General features: G+C 57.2%; 21 protein-coding genes. 9 read left to right on the top strand and 12 right to left on the bottom strand.

Translation table 11 applies throughout. The features are described 5' to 3' along the window. Positions 1-86: 86 nt before the first annotated feature. Positions 87-1,619: an acyl-CoA carboxylase subunit beta gene (locus ACR0DH_RS04545; RefSeq protein ID WP_170531898.1), complete on the bottom strand. Its 1,533-nt coding sequence runs from the start codon at positions 1,617-1,619 to the stop codon at positions 87-89. 182 nt (positions 1,620-1,801) lie between these two features. Between ACR0DH_RS04545 and ACR0DH_RS04540 the strand changes: the two genes are divergently transcribed. Beyond that, positions 1,802-3,007, top strand: coding sequence for a multidrug effflux MFS transporter (locus tag ACR0DH_RS04540; RefSeq protein WP_353011443.1), 1,206 nt, complete (start codon positions 1,802-1,804; stop codon positions 3,005-3,007). A 65-nt stretch (positions 3,008-3,072) separates the two neighbouring features. Next, positions 3,073-4,473 carry a helix-turn-helix domain-containing protein gene (locus ACR0DH_RS04535; RefSeq protein ID WP_480547456.1) on the top strand — a complete coding sequence of 467 codons (1,401 nt, stop codon included), beginning with the start codon at positions 3,073-3,075 and terminating at the stop codon, positions 4,471-4,473. 73 nt (positions 4,474-4,546) lie between these two features. Here ACR0DH_RS04535 and ACR0DH_RS04530 read toward each other — a convergent pair whose 3' ends face one another. The 4 genes from ACR0DH_RS04530 to ACR0DH_RS04515 all read right to left on the bottom strand — a co-directional run bounded on the left by ACR0DH_RS04530 (position 4,547) and on the right by ACR0DH_RS04515 (position 8,127). Then, entirely contained in the window at positions 4,547-4,786 is a 240-nt protein-coding gene (locus tag ACR0DH_RS04530) for an HP1242/YdcH family protein (RefSeq protein ID WP_170531892.1), read from the bottom strand. A gap of 113 nt (positions 4,787-4,899) precedes the next feature. Further along, positions 4,900-6,408, bottom strand: coding sequence for a choline-sulfatase (betC, locus tag ACR0DH_RS04525; protein ID WP_480540450.1), 1,509 nt, complete (start codon positions 6,406-6,408; stop codon positions 4,900-4,902). 170 nt (positions 6,409-6,578) lie between these two features. Continuing rightward, positions 6,579-7,487 (bottom strand): DMT family transporter, encoded by a 909-nt coding sequence (locus tag ACR0DH_RS04520; RefSeq protein WP_480547454.1) that lies wholly within the window; start codon positions 7,485-7,487, stop codon positions 6,579-6,581. A 40-nt stretch (positions 7,488-7,527) separates the two neighbouring features. Beyond that, on the bottom strand, positions 7,528-8,127 hold the full coding sequence (locus ACR0DH_RS04515) for a LysE/ArgO family amino acid transporter (RefSeq protein ID WP_353011449.1): 600 nt from the start codon (positions 8,125-8,127) through the stop codon (positions 7,528-7,530). Positions 8,128-8,213: 86 nt separating this feature from the next. Between ACR0DH_RS04515 and ACR0DH_RS04510 the strand changes: the two genes are divergently transcribed. Together ACR0DH_RS04510 and ACR0DH_RS04505 are read left to right on the top strand one after the other, a co-directional pair. Then, positions 8,214-9,131: a LysR family transcriptional regulator ArgP gene (locus ACR0DH_RS04510; protein ID WP_480547452.1), complete on the top strand. Its 918-nt coding sequence runs from the start codon at positions 8,214-8,216 to the stop codon at positions 9,129-9,131. Positions 9,132-9,135: 4 nt separating this feature from the next. Further along, positions 9,136-9,825 carry a nitroreductase family protein gene (locus ACR0DH_RS04505; protein ID WP_480547451.1) on the top strand — a complete coding sequence of 230 codons (690 nt, stop codon included), beginning with the start codon at positions 9,136-9,138 and terminating at the stop codon, positions 9,823-9,825. Here the strand turns inward: ACR0DH_RS04505 and ACR0DH_RS04500 are convergent. Next, positions 9,811-11,112, bottom strand: a complete 1,302-nt coding sequence (locus tag ACR0DH_RS04500; protein ID WP_480547449.1) for an MFS transporter — start codon at positions 11,110-11,112, stop codon at positions 9,811-9,813. The two genes, ACR0DH_RS04505 and ACR0DH_RS04500, sit on opposite strands and share 15 nt — an antisense overlap. A 149-nt stretch (positions 11,113-11,261) precedes the next feature. Then, entirely contained in the window at positions 11,262-12,002 is a 741-nt protein-coding gene (locus ACR0DH_RS04495; RefSeq protein WP_480540440.1) for a YebC/PmpR family DNA-binding transcriptional regulator, read from the bottom strand. Between the two features lie 111 nt (positions 12,003-12,113). Here ACR0DH_RS04495 and ACR0DH_RS04490 point away from each other — a divergent pair, with 111 nt between their 5' ends. The 4 genes from ACR0DH_RS04490 to ACR0DH_RS04475 all read left to right on the top strand — a co-directional run bounded on the left by ACR0DH_RS04490 (position 12,114) and on the right by ACR0DH_RS04475 (position 17,241). Beyond that, a complete protein-coding gene (locus tag ACR0DH_RS04490) occupies positions 12,114-13,886 on the top strand; it encodes an SLC13 family permease (RefSeq protein ID WP_480547447.1) in 1,773 nt (590 codons plus the stop codon). A gap of 16 nt (positions 13,887-13,902) precedes the next feature. Further along, entirely contained in the window at positions 13,903-14,637 is a 735-nt protein-coding gene (locus ACR0DH_RS04485) for a glutamine amidotransferase (protein ID WP_480547445.1), read from the top strand. A 73-nt stretch (positions 14,638-14,710) separates the two neighbouring features. Next, positions 14,711-15,568, top strand: a complete 858-nt coding sequence (locus ACR0DH_RS04480; protein ID WP_480540434.1) for a bile acid:sodium symporter family protein — start codon at positions 14,711-14,713, stop codon at positions 15,566-15,568. 11 nt (positions 15,569-15,579) lie between these two features. Then, positions 15,580-17,241 (top strand): FAD-binding dehydrogenase, encoded by a 1,662-nt coding sequence (locus tag ACR0DH_RS04475; RefSeq protein ID WP_480547443.1) that lies wholly within the window; start codon positions 15,580-15,582, stop codon positions 17,239-17,241. Between the two features lie 8 nt (positions 17,242-17,249). Here the strand turns inward: ACR0DH_RS04475 and ACR0DH_RS04470 are convergent, their stop codons facing one another. The 3 genes from ACR0DH_RS04470 to ACR0DH_RS04460 all read right to left on the bottom strand — a co-directional run bounded on the left by ACR0DH_RS04470 (position 17,250) and on the right by ACR0DH_RS04460 (position 20,746). Continuing rightward, on the bottom strand, positions 17,250-17,981 hold the full coding sequence (locus ACR0DH_RS04470; protein WP_480547441.1) for a YbaY family lipoprotein: 732 nt from the start codon (positions 17,979-17,981) through the stop codon (positions 17,250-17,252). Between the two features lie 97 nt (positions 17,982-18,078). Beyond that, positions 18,079-19,857 (bottom strand): SLC13 family permease, encoded by a 1,779-nt coding sequence (locus ACR0DH_RS04465; RefSeq protein WP_480547439.1) that lies wholly within the window; start codon positions 19,855-19,857, stop codon positions 18,079-18,081. 76 nt (positions 19,858-19,933) lie between these two features. After that, positions 19,934-20,746, bottom strand: coding sequence for a TIGR00282 family metallophosphoesterase (locus tag ACR0DH_RS04460; protein WP_480547437.1), 813 nt, complete (start codon positions 20,744-20,746; stop codon positions 19,934-19,936). Positions 20,747-20,834: 88 nt separating this feature from the next. Here ACR0DH_RS04460 and ACR0DH_RS04455 point away from each other — a divergent pair, with 88 nt between their 5' ends. Then, entirely contained in the window at positions 20,835-21,062 is a 228-nt protein-coding gene (locus tag ACR0DH_RS04455; RefSeq protein WP_480547436.1) for a putative hemolysin, read from the top strand. Here ACR0DH_RS04455 and ACR0DH_RS04450 read toward each other — a convergent pair. Both ACR0DH_RS04450 and mgtE read right to left on the bottom strand, forming a co-directional pair. Further along, positions 21,059-21,622, bottom strand: coding sequence for a 5-formyltetrahydrofolate cyclo-ligase (locus ACR0DH_RS04450; RefSeq protein WP_480547434.1), 564 nt, complete (start codon positions 21,620-21,622; stop codon positions 21,059-21,061). The two genes, ACR0DH_RS04455 and ACR0DH_RS04450, sit on opposite strands and share 4 nt — an antisense overlap. Continuing rightward, positions 21,619-23,013, bottom strand: a complete 1,395-nt coding sequence (gene mgtE / locus ACR0DH_RS04445; protein ID WP_480540420.1) for a magnesium transporter — start codon at positions 23,011-23,013, stop codon at positions 21,619-21,621. Before mgtE ends, ACR0DH_RS04450 begins: the two co-directional genes overlap by 4 nt. Between the last annotated feature and the right edge of the window lie 114 nt (positions 23,014-23,127).

The raw sequence follows: 23,127 nt of genomic DNA, 5'->3' as shown, positions 1-23,127 counted from the left end.
ACCTGCCTTATTTGGCGGCAGATTCTAAACCATCCTTATGTTCAGCGTGGTCCAAGGCGCAGGGCGGGTTCTCCGCCCTGAGTACCTTATAACGGGATATTGTCGTGTTTTTTCCAGGGGTTCTTCAGCTGCTTGCCCCGCAAGCTGGCAAAAGCACGTGAAACACGGCGGCGGGTCGAATGGGGCATGATCACCTCATCCACAAAGCCACGTTCAGCCGCCACAAATGGATTCGCAAAGCGATCTTCATAATCGGCCACGTGTTGCGCAGTTTTCTCGGCATCTTTCAGATCGGCACGGTGGATGATCTCGGTCGCGCCTTTCGCACCCATCACCGCGATCTCGGCCGTGGGCCAGGCATAGTTGAAATCGCCACGCAGATGCTTAGACGCCATAACCACATAGGCGCCGCCATAAGCCTTACGGGTAATAACTGTAACCTTCGGCACGGTTGCTTCGCCATAGGCATAAAGCAGTTTGGCACCGTGCTTGATCACACCGCTGTATTCCTGCTGCGTTCCCGGCAGGAAGCCCGGCACGTCAACCAGGGTTAGGATCGGGATCTCGAAACAGTCACAGAAGCGAACGAACCGCGCCGCTTTACGCGAGCTGTCGATGTCCAGACACCCTGCCAGAACCATCGGCTGGTTCGCAACAACGCCAACAGTCTGCCCTTCGAGCCGGATAAAACCGGTGATGATGTTCTTGGCGAAATCTTCCTGAATTTCGTAGAAGTCGCCCTCATCCGCGATCTTCGTTATCAGTTCCTTCATATCATAAGGCGTATTCGGATTGTCTGGCACCAGAGTATCTAGGGATTTCTCCACGCGATCCGGATCATCAAAGAACGGACGGACAGGGGGCTTTTCGCGGTTATTCAGCGGCAGGAAATCGACAAGGCGGCGCACCTCGGCCAGTGCTTCAACATCGTTTTCAAACGCGCCATCCGCGACGGATGACTTTTTGGTGTGGGTTGATGCGCCACCAAGCTCTTCAGCCGTAACCACTTCGTTTGTAACGGTTTTGACCACGTCGGGGCCGGTCACGAACATATAGGACGAGTCCTTGACCATGAAGATAAAGTCCGTCATCGCCGGGCTGTACACCGCACCGCCGGCACAGGGACCCATGATCACACTGATCTGCGGCACCACGCCCGAGGCCGTGATGTTGCGCTGAAACACCTCGGCATAGCCCGCAAGTGACGCCACACCTTCCTGAATACGCGCACCACCCGAGTCGTTGATGCCAATGATGGGCGCTCCGTTCTGAACCGCCATATCCATGACCTTGCAGATCTTTTGAGCATGCGTTTCCGAAAGCGAGCCGCCAAAGACCGTGAAATCCTGGCTGAACACATAGACCATCCGTCCATTGATCGTGCCCCATCCGGTTACCACACCATCCCCTGCAGGCTGCTGTTTTTCCATGCCGAAATCGGTGCAGCGGTGGCTGACAAACATGTCAAACTCTTCGAAACTGCCTTCGTCCAGCAACAGTTCGATCCGCTCGCGCGCAGTCAACTTGCCGCGACCGTGTTGGGCATCAATTCGCTTTTGCCCACCGCCCAAACGCGCCGCGTCACGACGGTTTTCAAGCTCGGAAAGGATGTCTTTCATGGCGCATATCCCCTGTTAAATTTGGCGAACACTACCCGCTGAGCAGCCTTGGCTAAAGTTCTTTCCAGCAAATTTGCAAATATTTGAAAACCACATCCTGATAAATTGTAAAATTGCTAATATATCCGGTTCGTCCGATACTGATCTGGCATTCCCAAAAACCGCCACTATACATGTGAACAATGCAGTTCAGATCGACTGCGGTTCGCCGCACGCCACCCACAATCGGCACACTTGTATTACTGTCAGGCCTAGCGGCGCTGAGCATGAATTTGTTCTTGCCCAGCCTACCAAACATGGCGCTGTATTTTGCGACTGATTACAAGGTCATGCAATTGTCGATTGCGCTGTATCTGCTGGTCAATGCGGTGCTGCAAATCCTGATCGGCCCCATCGCGGACAAAGCCGGGCGCAGGCCGGTGCTGCTGTGGGGACTTTCGTTGTTTTTGCTGGCGACGCTCGGATGCATCTACGCCCCCACTGCCGAGGTTTTTCTGTTCTTTCGAATGTGCCAGGCGGTGATCGTTGTCGGGATGGTTCTCAGCCGCGCGGCGGTGCGGGACATGTATGATCAGGATCAAGCGGCATCCATGATTGGCTATGTCACCATGGGCATGGCAGTGGTTCCGATGATTGGCCCCGCGATCGGTGGTATCCTTGAAGAAAGCTTTGGCTGGAAAGCCAATTTCTGGCTACCATTCGCGTTGGGCGCACTGATCCTGGCCTTAACCTACTGGGACTTTGGCGAAACCTCTGCCAAAAGCGGCAAAACCCTGATCCAACAATTCAGGGAATATCCCGAGCTTCTGAAATCCCCACGCTTTTGGGGCTATTCACTTTCGTCTGCGTTCTCGTCTGGCGCGTTCTTTGCCTATCTAGGTGGCGCACCATTCATTGGAACCGAACTGTTCGGACTTAGCGCGGCCGAAGTTGGGTTCTATTTTGGCGCGCCTGCGGTTGGGTACTTTCTCGGAAACTTCCTAAGCGGGCGCTACTCTGTGCGCTTTGGCGTTAACCGAATGGTTCTTTGGGGCAGCATCCTAAACGCCGCTGGTGTGGCAATTTCAGCCGTGCTGTTCCTGATCGGCGCCGGCAGCGCGCTTAGCTTTTTTAGTTTCATGACGTTTGTAGGCCTCGGCAACGGGATGACCATACCCAACGCGACGTCCGGCGCACTCTCAGTTCGCCCGCATCTGGCAGCAACCGCAGCGGGCCTAAGCGGGGCTATCATGCTGGGTGGCGGCGCAGGGCTCAGCGCGCTTGCCGGAGCTTTATTAACAGTCGAGACAGGCGCCATGCCGCTATTATGGTTGATGCTGACGACGGCGGTTCTGGCCATCTGCTCCATCTATTCGGTGATCCGGCGCGAACGACAATTGGGACTGTAAGCCCGCTTGCCTTCGAGAGTTTGCAAAGTTAGCCTCCCATACAGGTAAACTTGCAAAGGCACGCCATGCCCACCCAAAAACTCTACGCAGGCGCTAAGCTGCGCGAGATGCGCACCCGTTTGTCCCTCACGCAGAAAGAATTTGCTGCAAAGCTTGGCGTGTCACTCCCGTATCTCAATCAGATGGAGAACAACAACCGTCCGATCTCGACCACAGTCGTGCTGGCATTGGCGCAAGAGTTCGGAATGGATGTCACCGAGCTCAGCACAGGTGATAGCGAACGTCTGGTCTCTGATATGCGCGAAGCGCTCGCCGATCCGGTTTTTGCCGATGCCATTCCACCTTTGGCCGATCTTCGATTGACTGCTTCGAACGCCCCAGCTCTGGCGCGCGCCTTTATCGAACTTCATCGCACCTATCGGCAAACCCATGAACGGCTCGCCTCACTGGACGAGGCATTGGGGCGCGAAGATTCACGCACGCAAGCCAGCCCATGGGAAGAGGTGCGAGACTTCTTTCACTATTGCGACAACTACATCGATGCTGTCGACCGTGCCGCTGAACTGTTCGCCAATCGGGCCGAGACACCGGGGGGGATCCGAGAGGCCGCACTGAACAGCCTGGCCGAACGCGGAATTCAGGTCGTGTTCTCAGACATCGAAACCTTGCGCGCCTATGATTCTGAAAGCAAGACCTTGCGCCTGTCATCCCGCGCCGCGCCACAAACACAGGTCTTCCAGTTGCTGCTGCAGGTCGCTCTGATCAGTCAGGATAAACTGCTCGAAGCCACGCTGGACTTTGCCAAGTTCCAAAGCGACGAGGCACGATCCATCGCCAAGATAGGATTGGCCAACTACTTTGCCGGTGCGTCGCTGATGCCCTATGCCAGTTTTTTGGCTGCTGCACAGGAAACCCGCCATGATCTGGAATTGCTCAGTACCCGTTTCGGCGCATCAATCGAACAGATCGCGCACCGCCTCTCAACGCTGCAACGGCCTGGGGCCAAGGGCATCCCGTTCTTCTTTGTCCGCGTTGATCAGGCCGGAACCATCACCAAACGCCATTCCGCAACGCGGTTGCAATTCGCCCGCTTTGGCGGCGCCTGCCCGCTATGGAATGTGCATCGCGCGTTCGAAACGCCCGGGCACTTTCTGCTGCAGCTTGCGGAAACACCGGACGGGGTCAAATACATCTCGCTGGCGCGCGATATCTCGAAATCAGGCGGTTCCTACGGCGCGCCCGTCCGCCGCTATGCCATCGCCCTGGGATGCGAGGTGCGCCACGCTCAGGCCCTTGTCTACGCCGACAATCTCGACATCAACAACGCCAGTGCCTACGAGCCTATCGGCATTTCCTGCCGGATTTGCGAACGGCAAACCTGCCATCAGCGTTCAGTCCCGCCTTTGGAGCGTCGCTTAAGCATCGACACCCATACGCGCGGCACCCTGCCCTACAAGGTGACCTGATCTTCACCTGGCTGAATATACCTTAGGGGAACCGCAGCCCGCCGCGACGGGGGCAGAGCCCCCGCCCAAGCCCTCAGGCTTTAGTCAACATTGCCCAAATTTCGTCTTTCAGCGCCGCGCGTTTCTTGCGCATCTCACCTTCGGCCAGTTCTTCCACGGGTTCGATATTTGTCTCGGCCCGGTGCACCTGCCTGTTGATCTCGTGATACTCATCGGCCAGACGCGCAAAATGTGCGTCCGATTGCTTGAGTTGGCTCATCAGTTCGACCTTGTCCGGAAACTCTTCGGCCAGTTCGTGCGGGGTGTGAGACATGCTGTTCGCTCCTAAAACATGATTGTGTGGGATCTATCTAGCAACCCACAACAGCCGATACTTTGACGCGGATCAAACCGAAGGGATCCATCCCACCAAACCCAAGCGTACGACTATTCGCCGCGTGGGAAACGTTGTTTTTCTTCGACATCATTCAGATCCATGTGATTTCGCATATAGCGTTCCGACGCTTTTTGCAGTGGCTGATAATCCCAAGGGTAGTAACCGCCCTGCCGCAACGCCTCATAGACCACCCAGCGACGCGCCTGACTGGCTCGCACATCCGCGTCGAACTGATCCAGATCCCATCGCGCTTGCGACTTCGCACGCAGGCTTTCCAGCGTGCCCGCATGGTCTGGATTGTCGGCCAGATTGGTCAGTTCATGCGGGTCCTTTTCAAGGTCAAACAGCTGATCCGGATCAAGGGCACAGCGGTTGTACTTCCATTTTCCATATCGCAGGGAAACGAGCGGTGCATAGGACGCTTCAGCCGCATATTCCATCGCCACGGGCACCGTCCGTTCAGCCCCTTTTGCCAATGGGCATAGGTCTTCACCATCCGTCCATGGGGCAATCTCAGCCATATCGACGCCGGACAACGCGCCCAACGTGGGCGTTACATCGATGGTTGAAACCGGCGTGTCGATCCGACCCGGTGGCAGATCAGGGGCCGAGATCATTAGCGGAACGCGGGCCGAGCCTTCAAAGAAGGTCATTTTGAACCACAATCCCCGCTCGCCCAACATGTCGCCGTGATCCGAGACAAACAGGATGATCGCCTCCTGTCGGGTGGTTTCAAGCACTTCCAGGATCTCACCAATCTTTTCGTCCAGATACGAGATATTCGCGAAATAGGCTCGGCGGGATTTGCGAATGTCGTCTTCGGAGATATCAAAGCTGCGCCAGTCATTGGCATCGAAAATCCGCTTGGAATGCGGATCCTGATTGTCATAGCCAAAGTCCGCGACATCAGGCAGCAGATGCTCGCAATCCTCATACAGGTCCCAGTACTTGCGGCGCGCAACGTAAGGGTCGTGAGGATGCGTAAAGCTGACGGTCAGGCACCACGGGCGGTCATCCTGCCCCCGGGCCAAATCGTAGATTTTGGCTTTCGCATGGTATGCGACTTCGTCATCATATTCCATCTGGTTGGAAATCTCGGCGACCCCGGCGCCGGTGACCGAACCCATATTGTGATACCACCAGTCAATCCGCTCTCCGGGCTTGCGATAGTCCGGGGTCCAGCCGAAATCGGCGGGGTAAATATCGGTTGTCAGCCGGTCTTCGAACCCGTGCAATTGATCCGGCCCGACAAAATGCATTTTGCCGGACAGACAGGTGTAGTACCCCGCACGGCGCAGATGATGCGCATAGGTCGGGATGTCGCTGCGGAACTCGGCCGCGTTGTCGTAAACCCCAGTGCGCGAGGGCAATTGCCCAGACATGAAACTTGCCCGGCCCGGCGCGCATAGGGGCGAGGCGGTATAGGCATTGGCGAAGCGGGTCGAGCGCGCTGCCAGTTTCTTCAGATTGGGCGCATGCAGCCAATCAGCTGGGCCATCGGGAAAGAGCGTTCCATTCAGCTGATCCACCATCAGGATCAGAATATTCGGCTTGGTCATTGTCGGGCCCCAATCAGAAAGTGACGGCCAAAGAACTGGGTTTCAGGACCTCGCACGATAGCCGATGATCTCATCGCACGGGAAAGACCCCCACCCCGCTCTGGCGCAGCCTGCAAACGCTAGGGCGCAGACGTTGACTCGTCAATCAACAAACATTCCGTGATATAAAATCACAACTTTGTTGCGATGGTGGGTGGTGTCAGTTCCCGTCGGTTCAGCACGGCCTCACGCCAGGAAATGAAGCTGACCGCCGCCAAGATCAATGTGCCGCCAGCAACCACCCAGATATCAATGGGCTCGTTGAAAACCAAAGCACCCAACACGGTAGCCCATATCAGTTGCAGGAATGTGACCGGCTGCGTAACCGCTACTGGTGCGGCCTGCAAAGCCAGCGTCATGAAATAGTGCCCTGCCGTGGCGAAGCTGGCCACCAGAAAAAGGACACCGATATCGCGCAGGCTGGGTGGGTTCCAGACTGCGATGGCGAACGGGATCAATACAATTGTGACCCAGATCGATAGATGTGCCACAACAACTGAAGGTGGGATATCGCGCACCAGCAACTTGGCGAGCAGATAAGACCCACCGAGGGTCAGCGCGGTGCCAAGCATGGCAACATGGCCGGGCGAGACCTCTCGGAATCCCGGTCGCAAGATGATCAGAACCCCGATAAGGGCAACCAGAATGGCTGCGATCCGGCGAAAGGCCAGCTTCTCACCCAGAAACAGCGCCGCACCTAACGTGACATAAACCGGGGTCATGTAGTTCATCGCCGTCACCTCGGCCAACGGGATCTGCGTCATCGCGCAGAACCAAAGCATGACCGCTCCGCCATGGATCACGCCACGCAGCCCAAACAATGCAAGATCACGTTTGCTGAGATGGGTCGTTAGAATTAGTCGCAACGCAGGTAGCAGGAATACAAGACCCAGAACATAACGCAGAAACGCTGCCTGTATCGGGTCCATCGTCGAGCCCAAAGACTTGACCAAAGCCGTCATGACAACAAAGCTCAACCCGGCGGCAAACATCCAGAACATGCCTGCGATCGGGCGCGAGGAAACAGCTTGGGAACTCATGCGCTAGGTTGAACACCGAAACGTCGGCACGGGCAACCCTTCACATGATAACAAGTTTCAAAGCAATACCCAGCATGACGATGCCAATGATCACGTCCAGCACCTGCCAGGCCCTTGGTCGCGCAAAGAACGGCGACAAGATCCTGGCCCCGTAGCCAAGGGTAAAGAAGAATACGAAACTCGCCAGCATCGCACCAATTGCAAAGCTCAACCGATCATCATACTGCGCCGAGATTGAGCCGATCAGGACAACCGTGTCCAAATAAACATGCGGGTTCAACCAAGTGAACGCCATAACGGTCAGCATGGCCGTTCGCAGGCTGGTTGCCTGGCCATTCCCGGCCTTGAGAGCCGCACCACCCTTCCAAGCTGATAAGAAGCTGCGAACAGCGTACCAGATCAGGAAAGCGGCACCACCATACCGCATCACAGTTTCAAACCACGGCAAGGCCTGCGCCAATGTTCCAAATCCCGCAACCCCGGCGGCAATCAGGATCGCGTCAGACAGCCCACAGGTCAGACACAGCACAAAGACATGTTCGCGGCGCAACCCTTGTCGTAGGATAAAGGCGTTTTGGGCCCCGATCGCAAGGATCAGGCTGAAACTAAGCGCAAAACCGGCGATGAAGGTTGTGAACATGATGCCTCCTACTGCTCGAGGCGTTGACTAACGTCATCCACGTGATCTATCAAATTAATGATAGTAAACTGAGTTAAGTTTGACTAATGTTACTCGACCCTCATCACCTGTCAGCGCTGTCCGCGATTTTGCGCCATGGCAGCTTTGATGCTGCCGCGAGTGCTTTGGCTGTTACCCCTTCCGCAATCTCTCAGAGGATCAAAGCACTGGAGGATCGCGTCGGCGCGACCCTGATCAATCGCGGAAGCCCCTGTACCGGAACGCCAGCCGGTTTGCGGATCGCGCAATATGCAGAAGATATCGGTTTGCTCGAAGCGCAGCTCTCGCGTGAGCTATCGCTTGATCAAACCACTGAAACCGCCCGCGTGCGCGTGGCCATTCCGGCGGATATACTGGCGACCCTGTTTATTGACGTCATGGCCAATACGCCTGGTCTGCTGTTCGATTTGGTCATCGATGATCAGGACCATTCGGCCAAATGGCTACGCCGGGGCGAAGTCAGCGCAGCGATCACCGTGGACGGCCAGCCGGTGACGGGTTGTGATGCCACCGAGCTTGGAGCGCTAAGATATTTGCCAACGGCCAGCCCGGATTTCATGCAGCGTTGGTTTTCGAAAGGTGTAAACACATCCACCCTCAGCGCCGCCCCCTGCCTTGTTTTCAACCGCAAAGATGGCCTGCAAAAGGCATGGTTTGAGGCTCAGGCGGGTGGTCGCATTACGCCACCAACCCATTTTTTGCCATCCTCTCACGGCTTCGTTGATGCCGCGATTGCAGGCGTCGGCTGGGGGATGAACCCCGAACCGTTAGTGCGCAAGCCCATAACCGAAGGGAAGTTGCAGCCCCTCATTCCAGACGCACACCTGGATGTTGCGTTGACCTGGCAAGTCGGTCGCGTCCTGTCCCCAGCTCTGGCCCCGCTAACCAAGGCGGTCAAAGCGGCTGCAGCCAAAGCCTTGATCCCGGGCGCTCGCAAACGGATAAGAGGCAAACCTTCGGAGTAACTTTATGTTTTCACGCGACGCCCTCAGCTATGATCCGATCCCCCTGCCCGACCGGTGCGAGATCAGCGACGATCAGATGCAGCAGGCCGCACTGGCCTTTCACGACAAGATGCGGCAGCGCCATACGGTGCGCGATTTCTCGGCCCGCCCGGTCGAGAAAGCGGTGATCGAAACATGCCTGCGCACGGCTGGAACGGCCCCCTCGGGCGCCAATCATCAGCCCTGGCACTTTGCGGCCATCTCAGATGCCGCACTGAAACAGCAGATCCGCGAAGAAGCCGAGGAAGAGGAACGCCGGTTCTATGCCGGTGGCGCAGGCGATGAATGGATCAAGGCACTGGAACCAATTGGCACCAACGCGGTGAAAGAGCACCTGACCATCGCCCCCTGGCTGATCGTTGTGTTCGCCCAGCGCTGGGGCGAGTTTGAGGACGGCACGCGCTACAAGAACTACTATGTCCCCGAAAGCGTGAATATCGCCACCGGGTTCCTGCTGGCGGCGCTGCATCACGCCGGTTTGTCGACGCTGACCCACACCCCCAATCCGATGAAGTTTCTTAACGGGGCCCTGAAACGGCCAGCCTCGGAAAAACCCACGATGATCATCGCGGTTGGACACCCTTCAGAGACTGCAACGGTTCCATCGGTGGCCAAGCTGAAGAAGCCTTTAGACGAAATCTCATCCTTCTTCTGACGCTTTTCCGCTGGTTTCATTGACCTTCGCCTGAGCCTTCGGCAAAGCGATCCTGTAGCATGTTAAGGCCGAGATCAAACTGCACCCCACGATAAATGCAACGGCCAAGGCGACCTCATGCATATGTGCAATCGCGGCCAGTCCAGCGGACAAGACAACCGCTGCAATTCGGGCAATGCTCTTGACCGCAGCCGAAGCCTGAACGCGTTGATCCTTTGGCGCGACATCCAGAAAATACAGTTTGCGCGCGCTGCTGATACCTGTGGAGGCAACCGTTACGATGAACAGGGCAACGGCATGCAGATGCACATCATGATCCAGCTTGAGATAGTGAAACGTCAACAACACCACTCCAGTCGCCGCGACCATCAGAGTGCCCGTAACCATCACGGCGCGATGCGACTTCATATTGACAACTTGCCAAAGCGGCGCCGCCACCAGGTACCCCGAAGCTGACGAGATGATCATCGCGGTCAACCCCTTGGCCGAGGCATGATGCGCCTCGGCCGCGATTAGGGCGAAGAATGGAACCGATAAGGATACAACAACCAAAGGCATGCGCATTGTCATGTAGCGCCTGAACCATGCGTGATCGAACATCTCAACAATGGCTTTTACATTTGCTTTGAATGACAATTTGACTGCAGGTTTCCCGTCGGTCGATGCGCCTGTAGTTTTACCGATCTCGGCCACCGCCATGATGCAGATCCCTGACAGAACGAAGAACGTGAATGATACTGCAATCACAGCAGAGTGTCGTGAAAACGGAGGGTTGTCCTTTGTGATCTCATGGATCAGCAGGGCCAAACCTATCGCCGCCAGACCTCCGGCCCCAAACTGCAAATACCGCATTGAAATACGTGATTTGGATTGGACATGATCCCCAAGCAGGTCGGTATACATAAGGTTCTGCATTTCATCGACCAGACCAATCACAAAAAAGACCATAACAAACGCTACAGCGATCAGGGGCACGACACCTGACGCGGCAACGGCCATCGCGATCAGCAGGCAAATTCCGATCACAAACTCGGTCATTGCGATGGCGCGCTTCTTTCTGGGTTGGGCCGCAATGGGTTGAGCCAGAAAGAAATCTGCGATCATCGAGCCGACCATACGGACCGAAACCAGTGCACCCGCAACAAACATCGGCAACTCGAAAGACACAGCCAGAAAGGGCAAGACAACGGATGGGCTGCCCAAGGTCCACGCGACCTGAGACAATATGCTCTGCCCAATCAAAACCGGGACGTTGCGCTTTGCCAACTCACTTGCGTCTTGTGTCATACATTCTGCCATCAATCACGACCAAACCAGCACCTGTGCTGACTAACTCAGTTTAGCCTATTCTGCTACAGAGTTACGGCCAAGCACCTCTGTGGCATCAAAAAAGCCCGGCCAATATGACCGGGCTCTGAAAACAACACGCGCTAACGTTACAGCTGCGCCATGACCTCGTCAGTGGCTTCGAAGTTGGTTGTAACGCGCTGAACGTCGTCGTCGTCTTCAAGCGCATCAACCAGTTTCATCAGCTTTTGCATATCCTCTAGGCCCAACTCGGTTGTGGTGGTGGGCTTCCAGATCAGCTTGGTCGATTCCGACTCGCCCAGCGCCCCTTCCAGAGCGTTTGAGACATCGTTAAGATCGGTATCCGCGCACCAGATGATATGCCCGTCTTCCGAACTTTCGACATCTTCGGCACCTGCTTCAATCGCGGCTTCGAAAATCGTGTCCGCATCACCCGCATCTGCCGGGTAAATGACCTCACCTTTGCGATCGAACATGAACCCGACCGAGCCGGTCTCGCCCAGATTACCGCCGTTCTTCGAGAACGTGGAACGAACGGTCGAAGCCGTCCGGTTGCGGTTGTCGGTCATGGTCTCAACGATCACGGCCACACCGTTGGGGCCGTAGCCCTCGTACCGGATTTCTTCGTATTCGTCGCCTTCACCCGCAACCGATTTCTTGATCGCGCGGTCGATCACGTCCTTGGGAACCGAGTTCGACTTGGCCTCTTTCACCGCCAGACGCAGGCGCGGGTTCTTGTCGGGATCGGGGTCGCCCATCTTGGCAGCCACGGTGATCTCTTTCGACAGTTTGGAAAACAGTTTGGACCGCGCGGCGTCCTGACGTCCCTTGCGGTGCTGGATATTGGCCCATTTGGAATGGCCTGCCATGGTGCGTCCTCGTCATTCGTAATTGCGTGTTCGGCGCTCATATAGACGTTTGCGGGGGGCAGGATCAAGGGATCGGCTTGCGAGACGCCCCCGTGCAGGTATGGTGGCGGCATGACGACAGACCAAATCATTCTTTTCACGCTTTTTGCTGCTGTTTTTGCAATGCTGCTATGGGGCCGGTTCCGCTATGACCTCGTGGCTTTCGCCGCCCTGATGATCGGTGTCGTGCTGGGTGTTGTACCGGTGGACAATGCCTTCGCAGGGTTTGGTCATCCTGCAACGATCATCGTTGCATTGGTTCTGGTTGTCTCTGCCGGGCTGGTCCGGTCCGGGGCGGTGTTCCTGATCACCCGCACGCTGGTTGATGCCTCACGCGGTTTGGGCGCCCATATCGCGCTGATGGGCGGGATCGGCGCGGTTCTGTCAGCCTTCATGAACAACGTCGCCGCGCTGGCCCTGCTGATGCCGGTGGACATTCAGACCGCGCGCAAGGCCGGGCGATCGGTGGGGCTGTCCCTGATGCCGCTGAGTTTTGCGACCATTCTGGGTGGCATGGCCACATTGATCGGCACACCGCCGAATATCATCATCGCCTCAATCCGCGAAGAAACGTTGGGCGAGCCCTTCAAGATGTTCGATTTTGCTCCGGTTGGCGGTATTGCCGCCATTGCCGGGCTGGCCTTTGTGTCCCTCATTGGCTGGCGGTTAATCCCGAACCGGGGTCAGCAACAGGAAGCCTCTGAATCACTGGCTGAATACATCGCGGAACTGACCTTGCCTCCTGACTCCCCTCATATCGGCAAGCGTGTCAGCGAACTTTATGAAGATGCCGAGAAATCCGATGTCGCCATCATTGGGCTGATCCGAGATGGCAAGCGGCGCTATGGCCGATCCTCCCACGCGACACTGAAAGAAGGCGACGCGCTGGTGCTGGAGGCCCGCCCCGAAGCGCTGGACGAATTTCGCGCAGCCTTGAAACTCAATTTCTCGGACACCCGGAGGCAAGAGGTGCTGACCGCCGAGGGCGAAGGGCTTGAAGTGATCGAGGTCGTCGCCACCGAAAGCGCGCGCATTGCAGGTCGCACCGCTCAGGGATTGGGGCTAGCATGGCGACAGAGCACCGTTTTGATGGGTATTTCCCGTCAGGGTCGCCAGATTACCGAACAGGTCCGCAAGACCGAGGTGGAAGCAGGTGATATCCTTCTGCTGCTCTGCCCCCGCGACAGAGGTGCTGATGTGACCGAATGGCTGGGCTGTTTGCCGCTGGCACAACGCGGGTTGAACGTAACCGCAAATGAAAAAGCCTGGCTCGCCATTGGCCTGTTTGCGGCGGCCGTTCTGGCGGCTAGCGTCGGCCTGATCTATCTGCCCATTGCGTTGGGGCTTGTGGTCATTGCCTATGTGTTGACCAAGATCATGCCGATCAGCGACATCTACAATCACATCGAATGGCCCGTCGTCGTACTGTTAGGGTCAATGATCCCTTTAGGCAGTGCGTTGGAGACTTCCGGCGGGACTGAACTCATCGCGAACGCCTTGATACAACTGACCAATGGCTTGCCCGCCTGGGCTATTCTGACAGTGCTGATGGTCGTGACCATGACCCTGTCGGATGTGCTGAACAACACTGCCACGGCCATTGTCGCCGCCCCTGTTGGTATCCAGATGGCCCGTACTTTGGAAGTTTCACCCGATCCATTCCTGATGACGGTTGCGGTGGCGGCCTCGGCTGCATTCCTCACCCCCATCGGGCACAAGAATAACACACTTGTTCTGGGCCCCGGTGGCTACAGGTTCGGCGACTACTGGCGCATGGGATTGCCACTGGAGATCCTGATCATCGCGGTCTCGATCCCCTCGATCCTTGTCTTCTGGCCGCTGTGACAGGTAAAGGCCGCCTATGAAACGCTTTCTGATCCTGCAACTCCGCCCCGAGACAGATGCCTCGGACGCCGAATATGCCTCGGTTTTGGACAAAACCGGCCTATCGCCTGCGCAGACGCACCGCATTCGGCTGGATTGCGAGGACCTGCCCGAGGGGCTGAATGTCACAGATTACGCGGGTGTCATCGTCGGCGGAGGCCCCGGCTGCGTCAGTGACGATCCCAACACGAAATCCTCGCTTGACGCAAAGATCGAAGGTGCGGTCATGGGGCTTATGCCGCAGATTACGGCGCAGGATCATCCCTTCATGGGTTGCTGCTATGGCTTGGGTGTTCTGGTGGCTCATCTGGGCGGGGATGTCAGCAAAGCCCGGTTCGGCGAGCCGGTGGGCCCATCATCCTGCCGACTAACCGACGACGGCGCAACAGACCCTTTGACAGCCGGGCTGACCCGGGAATTCGACGCCTTTGTCGGCCACAAGGAAGCCGTGCAAGCCTTGCCTGACGGCTGCGTACATCTTGTCGCGTCTGACCCCTGCCCGTTTCAGATGATCCGCTGGGGCCAGAACGTCTATGCCACGCAATTTCACCCGGAGGCGGACGCAAAGGACTTTGAGCAGCGCATCAATATCTACAAGCACCACGGCTATTTCCCACCTGAAGACGCGCAAATCCTGATCGATATCTGCAACGCCGCAGATGTCACCCAGCCCGGTGAAATCCTGCGCCGGTTTGTCCAGCGCTACAAGTGACCTAACGGCGGTATTGCCTGCGGCTTTCAAGCTCGCGTAGGCTGATCCCAAACACCCTGGGGAGGAGTTGTTCTTGGATTTGCTTATTAATGTCGGCCTGCCGATCTCGCTGGCCATTATCATGCTGTCGCTGGGTATTGGGCTTGAGATTGCAGATTTCCGACGTGTGCTAAGCCGCAAAATCCCCTTTGCCATCGGTGCGGTGTGTCAGGTGGTGCTGCTGCCCATCGCCGCGTTTGCAACTGTTACCTTGTTTGGCTTTCCCCCTGAGATCGCGGTTGGTTTTATGTTGCTCAGCTTCTGCCCCGGCGGTGTAACCAGCAACATCCTGACCAAACTTGCAAAGGGCGATGTGGCTTTATCGGTCAGCCTGACCGCGGTAATCAGCATTCTGTCGATCCTGACAGTTCCGGTTCTGGCGGCGTGGTCTATCACGCATTTTATGGGAGAAAACGCGCCCGAGGTTTCGATCACCGGTTTGGCCATTGCCATGTTCCTGATCACAACCCTTCCAGTCGCGATCGGCGTCAGTATTCGTAAGTTTGCCACAGGGTTTGCAAACCGCGTTGAAGGTGGCTTGTCCGCGCTTGCCTCCATTCTTTTCGTTCTGATCGTCGTGGCAGCACTGGCTGGAAACTGGCAAACTTTTGTCGATAACCTTGGCATTATGGGCACGGGCTTGATTTCCTTGAATATCGCGCTTTTGCTGATCGGGCTGGGGATCGCGCGTGCCGCAAACCTGTCATGGGCCGAGTGTAAAAGCATCTCGATTGATACGGGCATCCAGAACTCGACGCTGGGTATCACGCTGGCGGCCCTGATCACCAGTACCGACAGCGGGTTCAGCCCGTTGGCCCTGCCATCTGCCGTCTACGGGATCACGATGTATGCGGTCGTGCTGCCATTTCTCATTTGGTTCCGCAAACGCTGAAAGGACCGCTCATGACCAACACCACCGCAGATGCAGTTATTGTTGGTAGCGGTTTGGCCGGTCTGGCCGCGGCGGCCGAACTGGGCGACCGCGGCAAAAAGGTGATCATGGTTGATCAGGAACCCGAAAGCTTTCTGGGCGGTCAGGCGTTCTGGAGCCTGGGTGGCCTGTTCATGGTCGACACGCCGGAACAGCGCCGTATGGGGATCAAGGACAGTAATGAATTGGCCCTGCGCGACTGGATGGGCAGCGCTCAGTTCGACCGTGACGAAGATACCTGGCCGCGCAAATGGGCCGAAGCCTATGTAGAGTTTGCGGCTGGAGAAATGCGGCCATGGCTGCATGAGATGGGTCTGCGCTGGTTCCCAGTGGTGGGCTGGGCCGAACGCGGCGGGTCTTTCGCCAATGGGCATGGCAACTCGGTCCCACGGTTTCATATCACCTGGGGCACAGGGCCCGGCGTTCTGGAACATTTCATTCGCCGCGTCAAAGATCATGTCAGCGCCGGTTTGATCGAGTTGAAGTTCCGCCATCAGGTCAGCCACATTATCATGCAAAACGGTACCGCCAAAGGCGTGTCGGGTGAGGTTCTGGCCGACGACACCGCCCAGCGCGGCGGCAAGACCAACCGGGAAGAGGTTGGAGAGTTCGAGTTCTACGCACCGTCGGTGATCGTCACCTCTGGCGGGATCGGTGGCAATTTCGAAATGGTCCGGAAGAACTGGCCGCAAGATCGTCTGGGTAAGCCACCCAAAGACATGGTCGCTGGCGTTCCGTTTCACGTCGACGGCCGCATGATCGCGATCAGCGAAAAGGCAGGGGGGCATGTGATCAACGGCGATCGCATGTGGCACTATACCGAAGGCGTCAAAAACTGGGATCCGATCTGGCCCTCCCATGGCATTCGTATTCTACCCGGACCAAGCTCGATGTGGTTCGACGCGACTGGCAACCGGATGGAACCTCCTTGCCTGCCGGGCTTTGACACGTTGGGGACCCTGCGCGAGATCCTAAAAACCGGATACGATTACAGCTGGTTTGTACTGACGCAGAAGGTGATCAAAAAAGAATTCGCTTTGTCCGGATCAGAACAAAACCCCGATTTCACCTCGGGCAGTTGGAAAGAGGTCATCCGGCAGCGCATTTTATCGGGCTCGAAAGCCACCGCACCGGTCGAGGCCTTCAAGGAAAAGGGTGAGGATTTTGTCGTTGCCAATACCTTGACCGAACTGGTCAGTGGCATGAACCAGTTGGGCGGCGGTCTGATTGACGAGGCACATCTGCGGGCACAGATTGAGGCGCGGGATTCTCAGGTCGACAATCCGTTCTCGAAAGATGCGCAGATGATGGCGATCCTGGCAGCGCGCAACTATCGCGGGGACAAACTGATCCGCACCGCCAAGCCGCACAAGTTCCTTGATCCATCCAATGGCCCGCTGATTGCGGTCAAACTGCATGTGCTGACCCGCAAGACCCTGGGCGGGCTGCAGACCAATTTGGACAGCCAGATGATCGGTGCTGACGGGCAAATGGTGCCCGGCCTGTTCGCCGCCGGAGAGGTCGCGGGCTTTGGCGGCGGAGGCTATCATGGCTACAACGCGCTTGAGGGCACGTTCCTTGGTGGCTGTATCTTCTCGGGCCGCAATGCAGGCCGGTCACGTGCGGTGGCCTGATCTAGATTTTATTTGCGCACCAGTTGGAGGACCGGCTCACCCGCCCCATCTAACAGCGCCAACGCATCCCCGTGCCGCGCAAAACTCGTGATGGTTTGCAGTGCTTTCAGAAACTCACGTTCGACCTCATCCAACGGAGGTGGGCACGCCATCAGGGTAGCGGCCATATTGTCCGGAAAGTCGATCTGGTTGCCGGTTATCTCGGCCTGACCCGTGAACCGATTGCACCCGCCAGTACCGGAGAATGCACCGTTCTGTGCAAAGTTCAGTTCTGGCCGCCGTTCAGTCTCAACCGGAGCGCCGTTCAGCGTTCCAACAATCCAGTCTGTATTGTCCAGTGAAGGTTCACTCTGCACCTGAATCAAGATCAGATCGACCGCATCATCGGCACCGTTTGTCAGAACCGGATAACTGGTATCGGTGGTGAACAGCAGCCTTTGACCCTGCGAAATCGACGCACGAACACTGTAGCTGTGCCCATCCCGGATCAGTGAATCGTCATAGGTCAGCTTAAACTGTGCAGGAACACCTGTCAGTGCATAGCGTTGAGCGGCCAAGGTCACAGCAGGCGCGTCCGCCAGAGAGACATCCTGAAGTTCGACAAACAAGGTGGCATCTGGCGGCACAGCAATCCGTTCACGATAGGTGGCTGATCCTGCGACGGTTCCGGCGATACCCGCCTGACCCATTCCCAGCATCAAAGCTGCTGCAGTACAAATTGCGGTTACTCTCGCAGACATGATCCAATTCCCTCTGCACAATTACATGCACAAAGCTTTGTATGTTCGCGTGATTTTACAAGGGCAACCGCAGCGCGGCGGCAAGCTTGCGCCGATTTTATAGTGGCCAGATCAACGGGATCAGCAGCGACGCCAGCAGCCCAACCGTCAGGTTGAGCGGTATACCCACCTTCATGAAATCAGTGAACCTGTACCCGCCCGGACCATAGACCATCATATTGGTCTGGTATCCAATGGGCGTTGCAAAAGACGCCGAAGCCGCAACCATGACGGCGACAACCAAGGGGCGTGGATCCAACCCGACCGCCTGTGCCAACCCTATAGCGATAGGTGTAACCACAACTGCAACCGCATTGTTCGACACCAATTCGGTTAAGACCGAAGTCAGCAGATATACCGCCCATATGATCAGGAAGGGTGGCAATAGCCCAAGCGAAGGCGCGATGGCCTCGACGATCAGCGACACTGCACCCGAAGCATCGAGAGCGGCTCCGATGGCAAGCATAGCGAAGATCAGTGCCAGCAGGCGGCCCTCGACAAAGGAAAAGGCCTCATCCGCGTCGATGCAACGCGTGACCAGAACAACTGCGACCGCCAAAATCGACAGCAACAAGATAGGTGCTATGCCAAACGCTGCCAGAGCAACAATCCCAACCAACGCACCAATAGCAATAGGCGCATGGCTACGACGGAATGCACGCGCCGAAGGTTGGGTCACATCGACCATGTCCATATCTGCGGCCAGTTTCTGAATGTCGGCGGGTGAGCCTTCCAACAACAGTGTATCGCCCACGCGCACGACCAGATCATCCAACTGTCGGCCGATATTCTGGTTCCGACGGTGAACCGCCAGAACATAGACACCATAACGCCGTCGCAGCCTGAGCGCCCCAAGCGTGCGTCCGACCATACGGCAGCCCGGAGTGATCAGAACCTCGACCGTTTTGGTCTCAATCGCCGACACCTGATCAACCCGCTTTAGCTCTTTGTTGCGTTGCAGGCTCAGAAGTTCGGTCATCTCGGTGCGCAGAACCACCCGATCACCCACATTGAGCGTCACACCTTGCAGATTGCGGCGTAACGATTCATCACCACGTACAACGTCGATAAGGCGTACGCCGGGACGTTTAAACAACTGCACGCCGGTTACTTCGCGCCCGATCAGGTTGCTGTCGGGCGGGATGACGGCCTCGGTAAAGAACTTCATCTTGGACCGATCGCTGAGCAGCGATGCCATGCTATCCCGATCCGGCAGCAGTCGGGGCGCAATAAAACGCAGGTAGAGCATGCCATAGATAACAAGCGCGATCCCCAGCGGGGTGACCTCGAAAATTGTGAAGGGTTGCATGCCCTGCGTGCGGGCAACACCATCCACCAGCAGGTTGGTCGAGGTTCCGATCAGGGTCAGCGTTCCACCCAGAATGGCCGCATAACTCAGCGGAATCAGCAGTTTTGAGGCTGGCACATTCAGCGTGCGGGCGATTTGGACAAAGACCGGGATCATCACAACAACAACGGGCGTGTTAGAGACCACAGCCGAGGCCAGAACCACAAATGCCATAAGCAGGGCGATGGCGATCTTCGGGTTCACTTGCGCCTGTTTCTGCGCGGTCGAGGTGAAGGCATCCAGTGCCCCGGTACGCACCAGCGCCCCCATGATGATGAACATCGCCGCAATGGTCCAAGGGGCGGGATTTGACAGGACGGCCAGCGCGCTTTGATAGGGCAGTATTCCCGTCACAAGCATCAAAGCAACACCACCGATGGCGACCACCTCGGTCGGGTAAGCTTCTCGCAGGAACATGACGAACATGCCCGCAACAATCAAAAGCGCCAGAATTGCGCTGCCGGTGTCTGTCAGTGAAAGGAAGTGCATTCGTGGTATTCTGTCCGAACCCTGGCCCAAGCGCCTGACGGGTAGTTTCCCGCATTGCGCGAGGCAGGGCAAGCCTTTACGGACCCGCCTGCTCTAGCCGCCCACCGACGCGTACCATGCGCACGGTTTTTGTACTGCCGTCCTGATCGTTGGTCTCGACGAATACACCGCTCAACGTTGCCTCGCCATTCGCGGGGGTGAATCGCGCTTTTGGCATACCGGTAATGAACCGGCGCAGTGGCTCGACCTTGTCCATACCAATGACGGATTCGTAGTCACCGCACATCCCCGCATCCGTCAGATAGGCCGTGCCACCGGGCAGGATCTGCGAGTCTGCCGTGGGCACATGTGTGTGTGTCCCCACCACGAGGCTGGCGCGTTTGTCGCAATAATGGCCCATCGCCATCTTTTCGGACGTCGCCTCGCAATGCATATCGACGATGATCGCGTTCGCCTGCCCGCCGCGCGGGTGGGATTTCAGGATCGGTTCAATGGCCGAGAACGGGTCGTCAAAGGGCCGTTTCATGAAGACCTGCCCCAGCACCTGAACCACCAGCACCTTTCGGCCTCCAGGCGCGTTGAACAAGCGATGCCCGCGCCCCGGTGCGCCTTTGGCAAAGTTCACCGGGCGCACGATGCGCGGCTCTTTCTCGATGAACTGCAGCATATCTTTCTGGTCGAAGGCATGATCGCCCAACGTCACACAATCTGCACCTGCATCCAGCAACAGCTTGGAGTGATCGCCGGTCAGGCCCATCCCGTTCGAGGCGTTCTCGCCATTGACCACAACGAAATCCAGCCGCCACTCATCGCGCAGACGCGGCAGATGCTGCTGGATGGCCGTGCGTCCCGCGCGGCCCATGACGTCACCCAGAAAAAGTATCCTCATGCGCACCGTCCTAAGTGTGGTCAATGCCAAGCACAAGCGGTTAAACTAAGGCCATAAAGCGCAAAACTGCATTGGATCGGAGACATTCATGACCCGCCACCTGATTTTCGCCACCCTTCTTGCCCCCCTCGCCGCCTGCGATCAGCCTTCGGAGCCCACGACCGGGCTGGCCAACCCGGCAGCGACCTTCTGCAGCGAAAAAGGTGGGCAGTATCAGATCGTCGATGGCGAGGATGGCCAAACCGGGACATGTACCATGCCAGATGGCTCAAGGCAGGATGCATGGGAGTATTTCCGAGCCGAGAATATGGGTTAAGTATTGAAACTAAGCACCCGGCTCTCGGTAATGACCATGTCCAGCGGCTGATCTGTAGGCTCCAGAGGCAACCCCTCGGCCTCTTGCGCGTCAAAGGCAAAGCCGATGGCCAGCGTCGGGCGCTTGGCGCGCAACCCTTCCAGCGTGCGGTCATAGAAGCCGCCACCATATCCCAGCCGTCCGCCCAGTGCATCGAAAGCCACCAGCGGAACGATCAGGATCTCGGGGTCGAAATAGTCGTCAACCTCAGGCACCTTTGCGCCAAAAGGCCCATCTTTCAGCCCCCCTTCAGGCGTCCAGCGCGAGAATTTCAATGCCTGACCGGCGGCTTGGATCACCGGAACGCCAACCGCGCCATAGGCCGAAGCCTCAGCCATCGCGGGCAGCGGGTCGATTTCGGTGCGGATCGGCATGTAGCCTGACAAGGGCACGCCCCGATAGCCTGCCAAAACCTCGGACAGACGTCCTGCGGCTCCGGGCAGGCGCGCATCAAACGCGGCTTTGCGACGGGCGAAGGCCGCTTTGCGCGCTGCAGCCTTGATTTCAGTCAGATCGGTCACAAAAGCACCACGCTGGCCAGTCCCAAGAAGATAAAGAACCCCATGACATCCGTTGTGGTCGTCACAAATGTCCCCGAAGCCAGAGCGGGGTCAACACCCAGTCGGTCCAGCACCACAGGTACTACCGTACCCGCGAAACCCGCGATGATCATGTTCACGACCAAGGCTGATCCAATCACGACGCCCAGCAGTGGAGAATCAAACCAGAGCATTCCTACCGTCCCCAACACGATGGCAAAACACAGCCCGTTCAGCATGCCGACCAACAGCTCTCGCCGGATCACGCGCATGACATTGGCGGCAGTCAGATCGCGCGTCGCCAGCGCCCGCACCGCAACAGTCAGCGATTGGGTCCCCGCATTCCCCCCCATCGAGGCCACAATCGGCATCAGGATCGCCAGCGCCACCAACTGATCGATCGCCGCCTCGAATTGTGAAATCACCAGCGAGGCGCAGATGGCCGTACACAGGTTCACCGCCAGCCACGGCAAACGCCGACGACTTGTTGCGGCAACGCTGTCCGACAGCGAGCTTTCGTCGCTGACACCGGCGAGACGCAGAATGTCTTCCTCATGCTCCTCGTCAAGAACCACCATCGCGTCGTCAATGGTGATTACGCCGACCAGTCGGCCATCAGCATCCACAACTGGGGCCGAGATTAGGTGATACTGGTTGAACGCGTAGGCCACATCCTCTTCGTCCTGATCAACGGGAATGACATGAAATTCCTCTTCCGTCAGATCATGCAGGGGAACCTCGCGCCGGGTTGCCATCAGCTTGCCCAAGGTAACTTGTGCCACGGGTTTCAGGCGCGGATCGACCAGAACGACGTGATAGAACTGTTCAGGCAAGTCGTCATTGGCGCGCATGAAATCGATGGCCTGGCCCACTGTCCAGTGTTCGGGCGCCATGACCACCTCGCGCTGCATAAGGCGACCGGCCGAGTTTTCCGGATAGGCAAGCGCCTGCTCTGCCGCGACGCGCTCGGAATCCTCCAGCGCGTCCAAAATGGTTTCCTGCTGCGGCTCTTCAAGGTCTTCCAGCAGGTCAACGACATCGTCACTTTCCATGTCCCGAACGGCTTCGGCCAGAACATCGGGATTCAGGACACTGATGACTTCTTCTCGGACCGATTCATCCAGTTCTGAGAGAATGTCGCCGTCAAATTCCTTGTCATACAGACGGATCAGCCGGGCCCGGTCATAAGGGTTGATCTGTTCCAAAAGGTCGGCGATGTCGGCTGCGTGCAGCGGCTCCATCAGCTCGATCAGCTTGGCCCGATCATCCACGTCCACGGCATAGAGAATGGTCGCGACAGTCCGGCGATCCAGCGCATAGGCATCCTCGTCAGAGGTCGAGTCACTTACGGGTTCATCAAAGCCTGTCGTCATATCTGCCCCCGTTTAGTCGGTCATTGATCCCTAATTAGAAGAAGCAGCTACCGGAAAACAATGACAATACGCCGATTTACCCGCATCTTTCGCCCGCATATGCTGATCCGTGGC

This window comes from Ruegeria sp. I1, from assembly GCF_056532675.1.
The sequence above is the reverse complement of the archived record's forward strand: the minus strand, read 5'-3'. Positions and strand labels throughout refer to the sequence as shown.

Coding starts and splice junctions, on each gene's coding strand:
- ACR0DH_RS04490 (WP_480547447.1), top strand. CDS start 12,114: ATGACGACAGACCAAATCATTCTTTTCACGCTTTTTGCTGCTGTTTTT.
- ACR0DH_RS04460 (WP_480547437.1), bottom strand. CDS start 20,746: ATGAGGATACTTTTTCTGGGTGACGTCATGGGCCGCGCGGGACGCACG.
- ACR0DH_RS04500 (WP_480547449.1), bottom strand. CDS start 11,112: ATGACACAAGACGCAAGTGAGTTGGCAAAGCGCAACGTCCCGGTTTTG.
- mgtE (WP_480540420.1), bottom strand. CDS start 23,013: ATGACGACAGGCTTTGATGAACCCGTAAGTGACTCGACCTCTGACGAG.
- ACR0DH_RS04545 (WP_170531898.1), bottom strand. CDS start 1,619: ATGAAAGACATCCTTTCCGAGCTTGAAAACCGTCGTGACGCGGCGCGT.
- ACR0DH_RS04465 (WP_480547439.1), bottom strand. CDS start 19,857: ATGCACTTCCTTTCACTGACAGACACCGGCAGCGCAATTCTGGCGCTT.
- ACR0DH_RS04485 (WP_480547445.1), top strand. CDS start 13,903: ATGAAACGCTTTCTGATCCTGCAACTCCGCCCCGAGACAGATGCCTCG.
- ACR0DH_RS04520 (WP_480547454.1), bottom strand. CDS start 7,487: ATGAGTTCCCAAGCTGTTTCCTCGCGCCCGATCGCAGGCATGTTCTGG.
- ACR0DH_RS04470 (WP_480547441.1), bottom strand. CDS start 17,981: ATGTCTGCGAGAGTAACCGCAATTTGTACTGCAGCAGCTTTGATGCTG.
- ACR0DH_RS04535 (WP_480547456.1), top strand. CDS start 3,073: ATGCCCACCCAAAAACTCTACGCAGGCGCTAAGCTGCGCGAGATGCGC.
- ACR0DH_RS04540 (WP_353011443.1), top strand. CDS start 1,802: ATGCAGTTCAGATCGACTGCGGTTCGCCGCACGCCACCCACAATCGGC.
- ACR0DH_RS04505 (WP_480547451.1), top strand. CDS start 9,136: ATGTTTTCACGCGACGCCCTCAGCTATGATCCGATCCCCCTGCCCGAC.
- ACR0DH_RS04510 (WP_480547452.1), top strand. CDS start 8,214: ATGTTACTCGACCCTCATCACCTGTCAGCGCTGTCCGCGATTTTGCGC.
- ACR0DH_RS04495 (WP_480540440.1), bottom strand. CDS start 12,002: ATGGCAGGCCATTCCAAATGGGCCAATATCCAGCACCGCAAGGGACGT.
- betC (WP_480540450.1), bottom strand. CDS start 6,408: ATGACCAAGCCGAATATTCTGATCCTGATGGTGGATCAGCTGAATGGA.
- ACR0DH_RS04455 (WP_480547436.1), top strand. CDS start 20,835: ATGACCCGCCACCTGATTTTCGCCACCCTTCTTGCCCCCCTCGCCGCC.
- ACR0DH_RS04515 (WP_353011449.1), bottom strand. CDS start 8,127: ATGTTCACAACCTTCATCGCCGGTTTTGCGCTTAGTTTCAGCCTGATC.
- ACR0DH_RS04530 (WP_170531892.1), bottom strand. CDS start 4,786: ATGTCTCACACCCCGCACGAACTGGCCGAAGAGTTTCCGGACAAGGTC.
- ACR0DH_RS04475 (WP_480547443.1), top strand. CDS start 15,580: ATGACCAACACCACCGCAGATGCAGTTATTGTTGGTAGCGGTTTGGCC.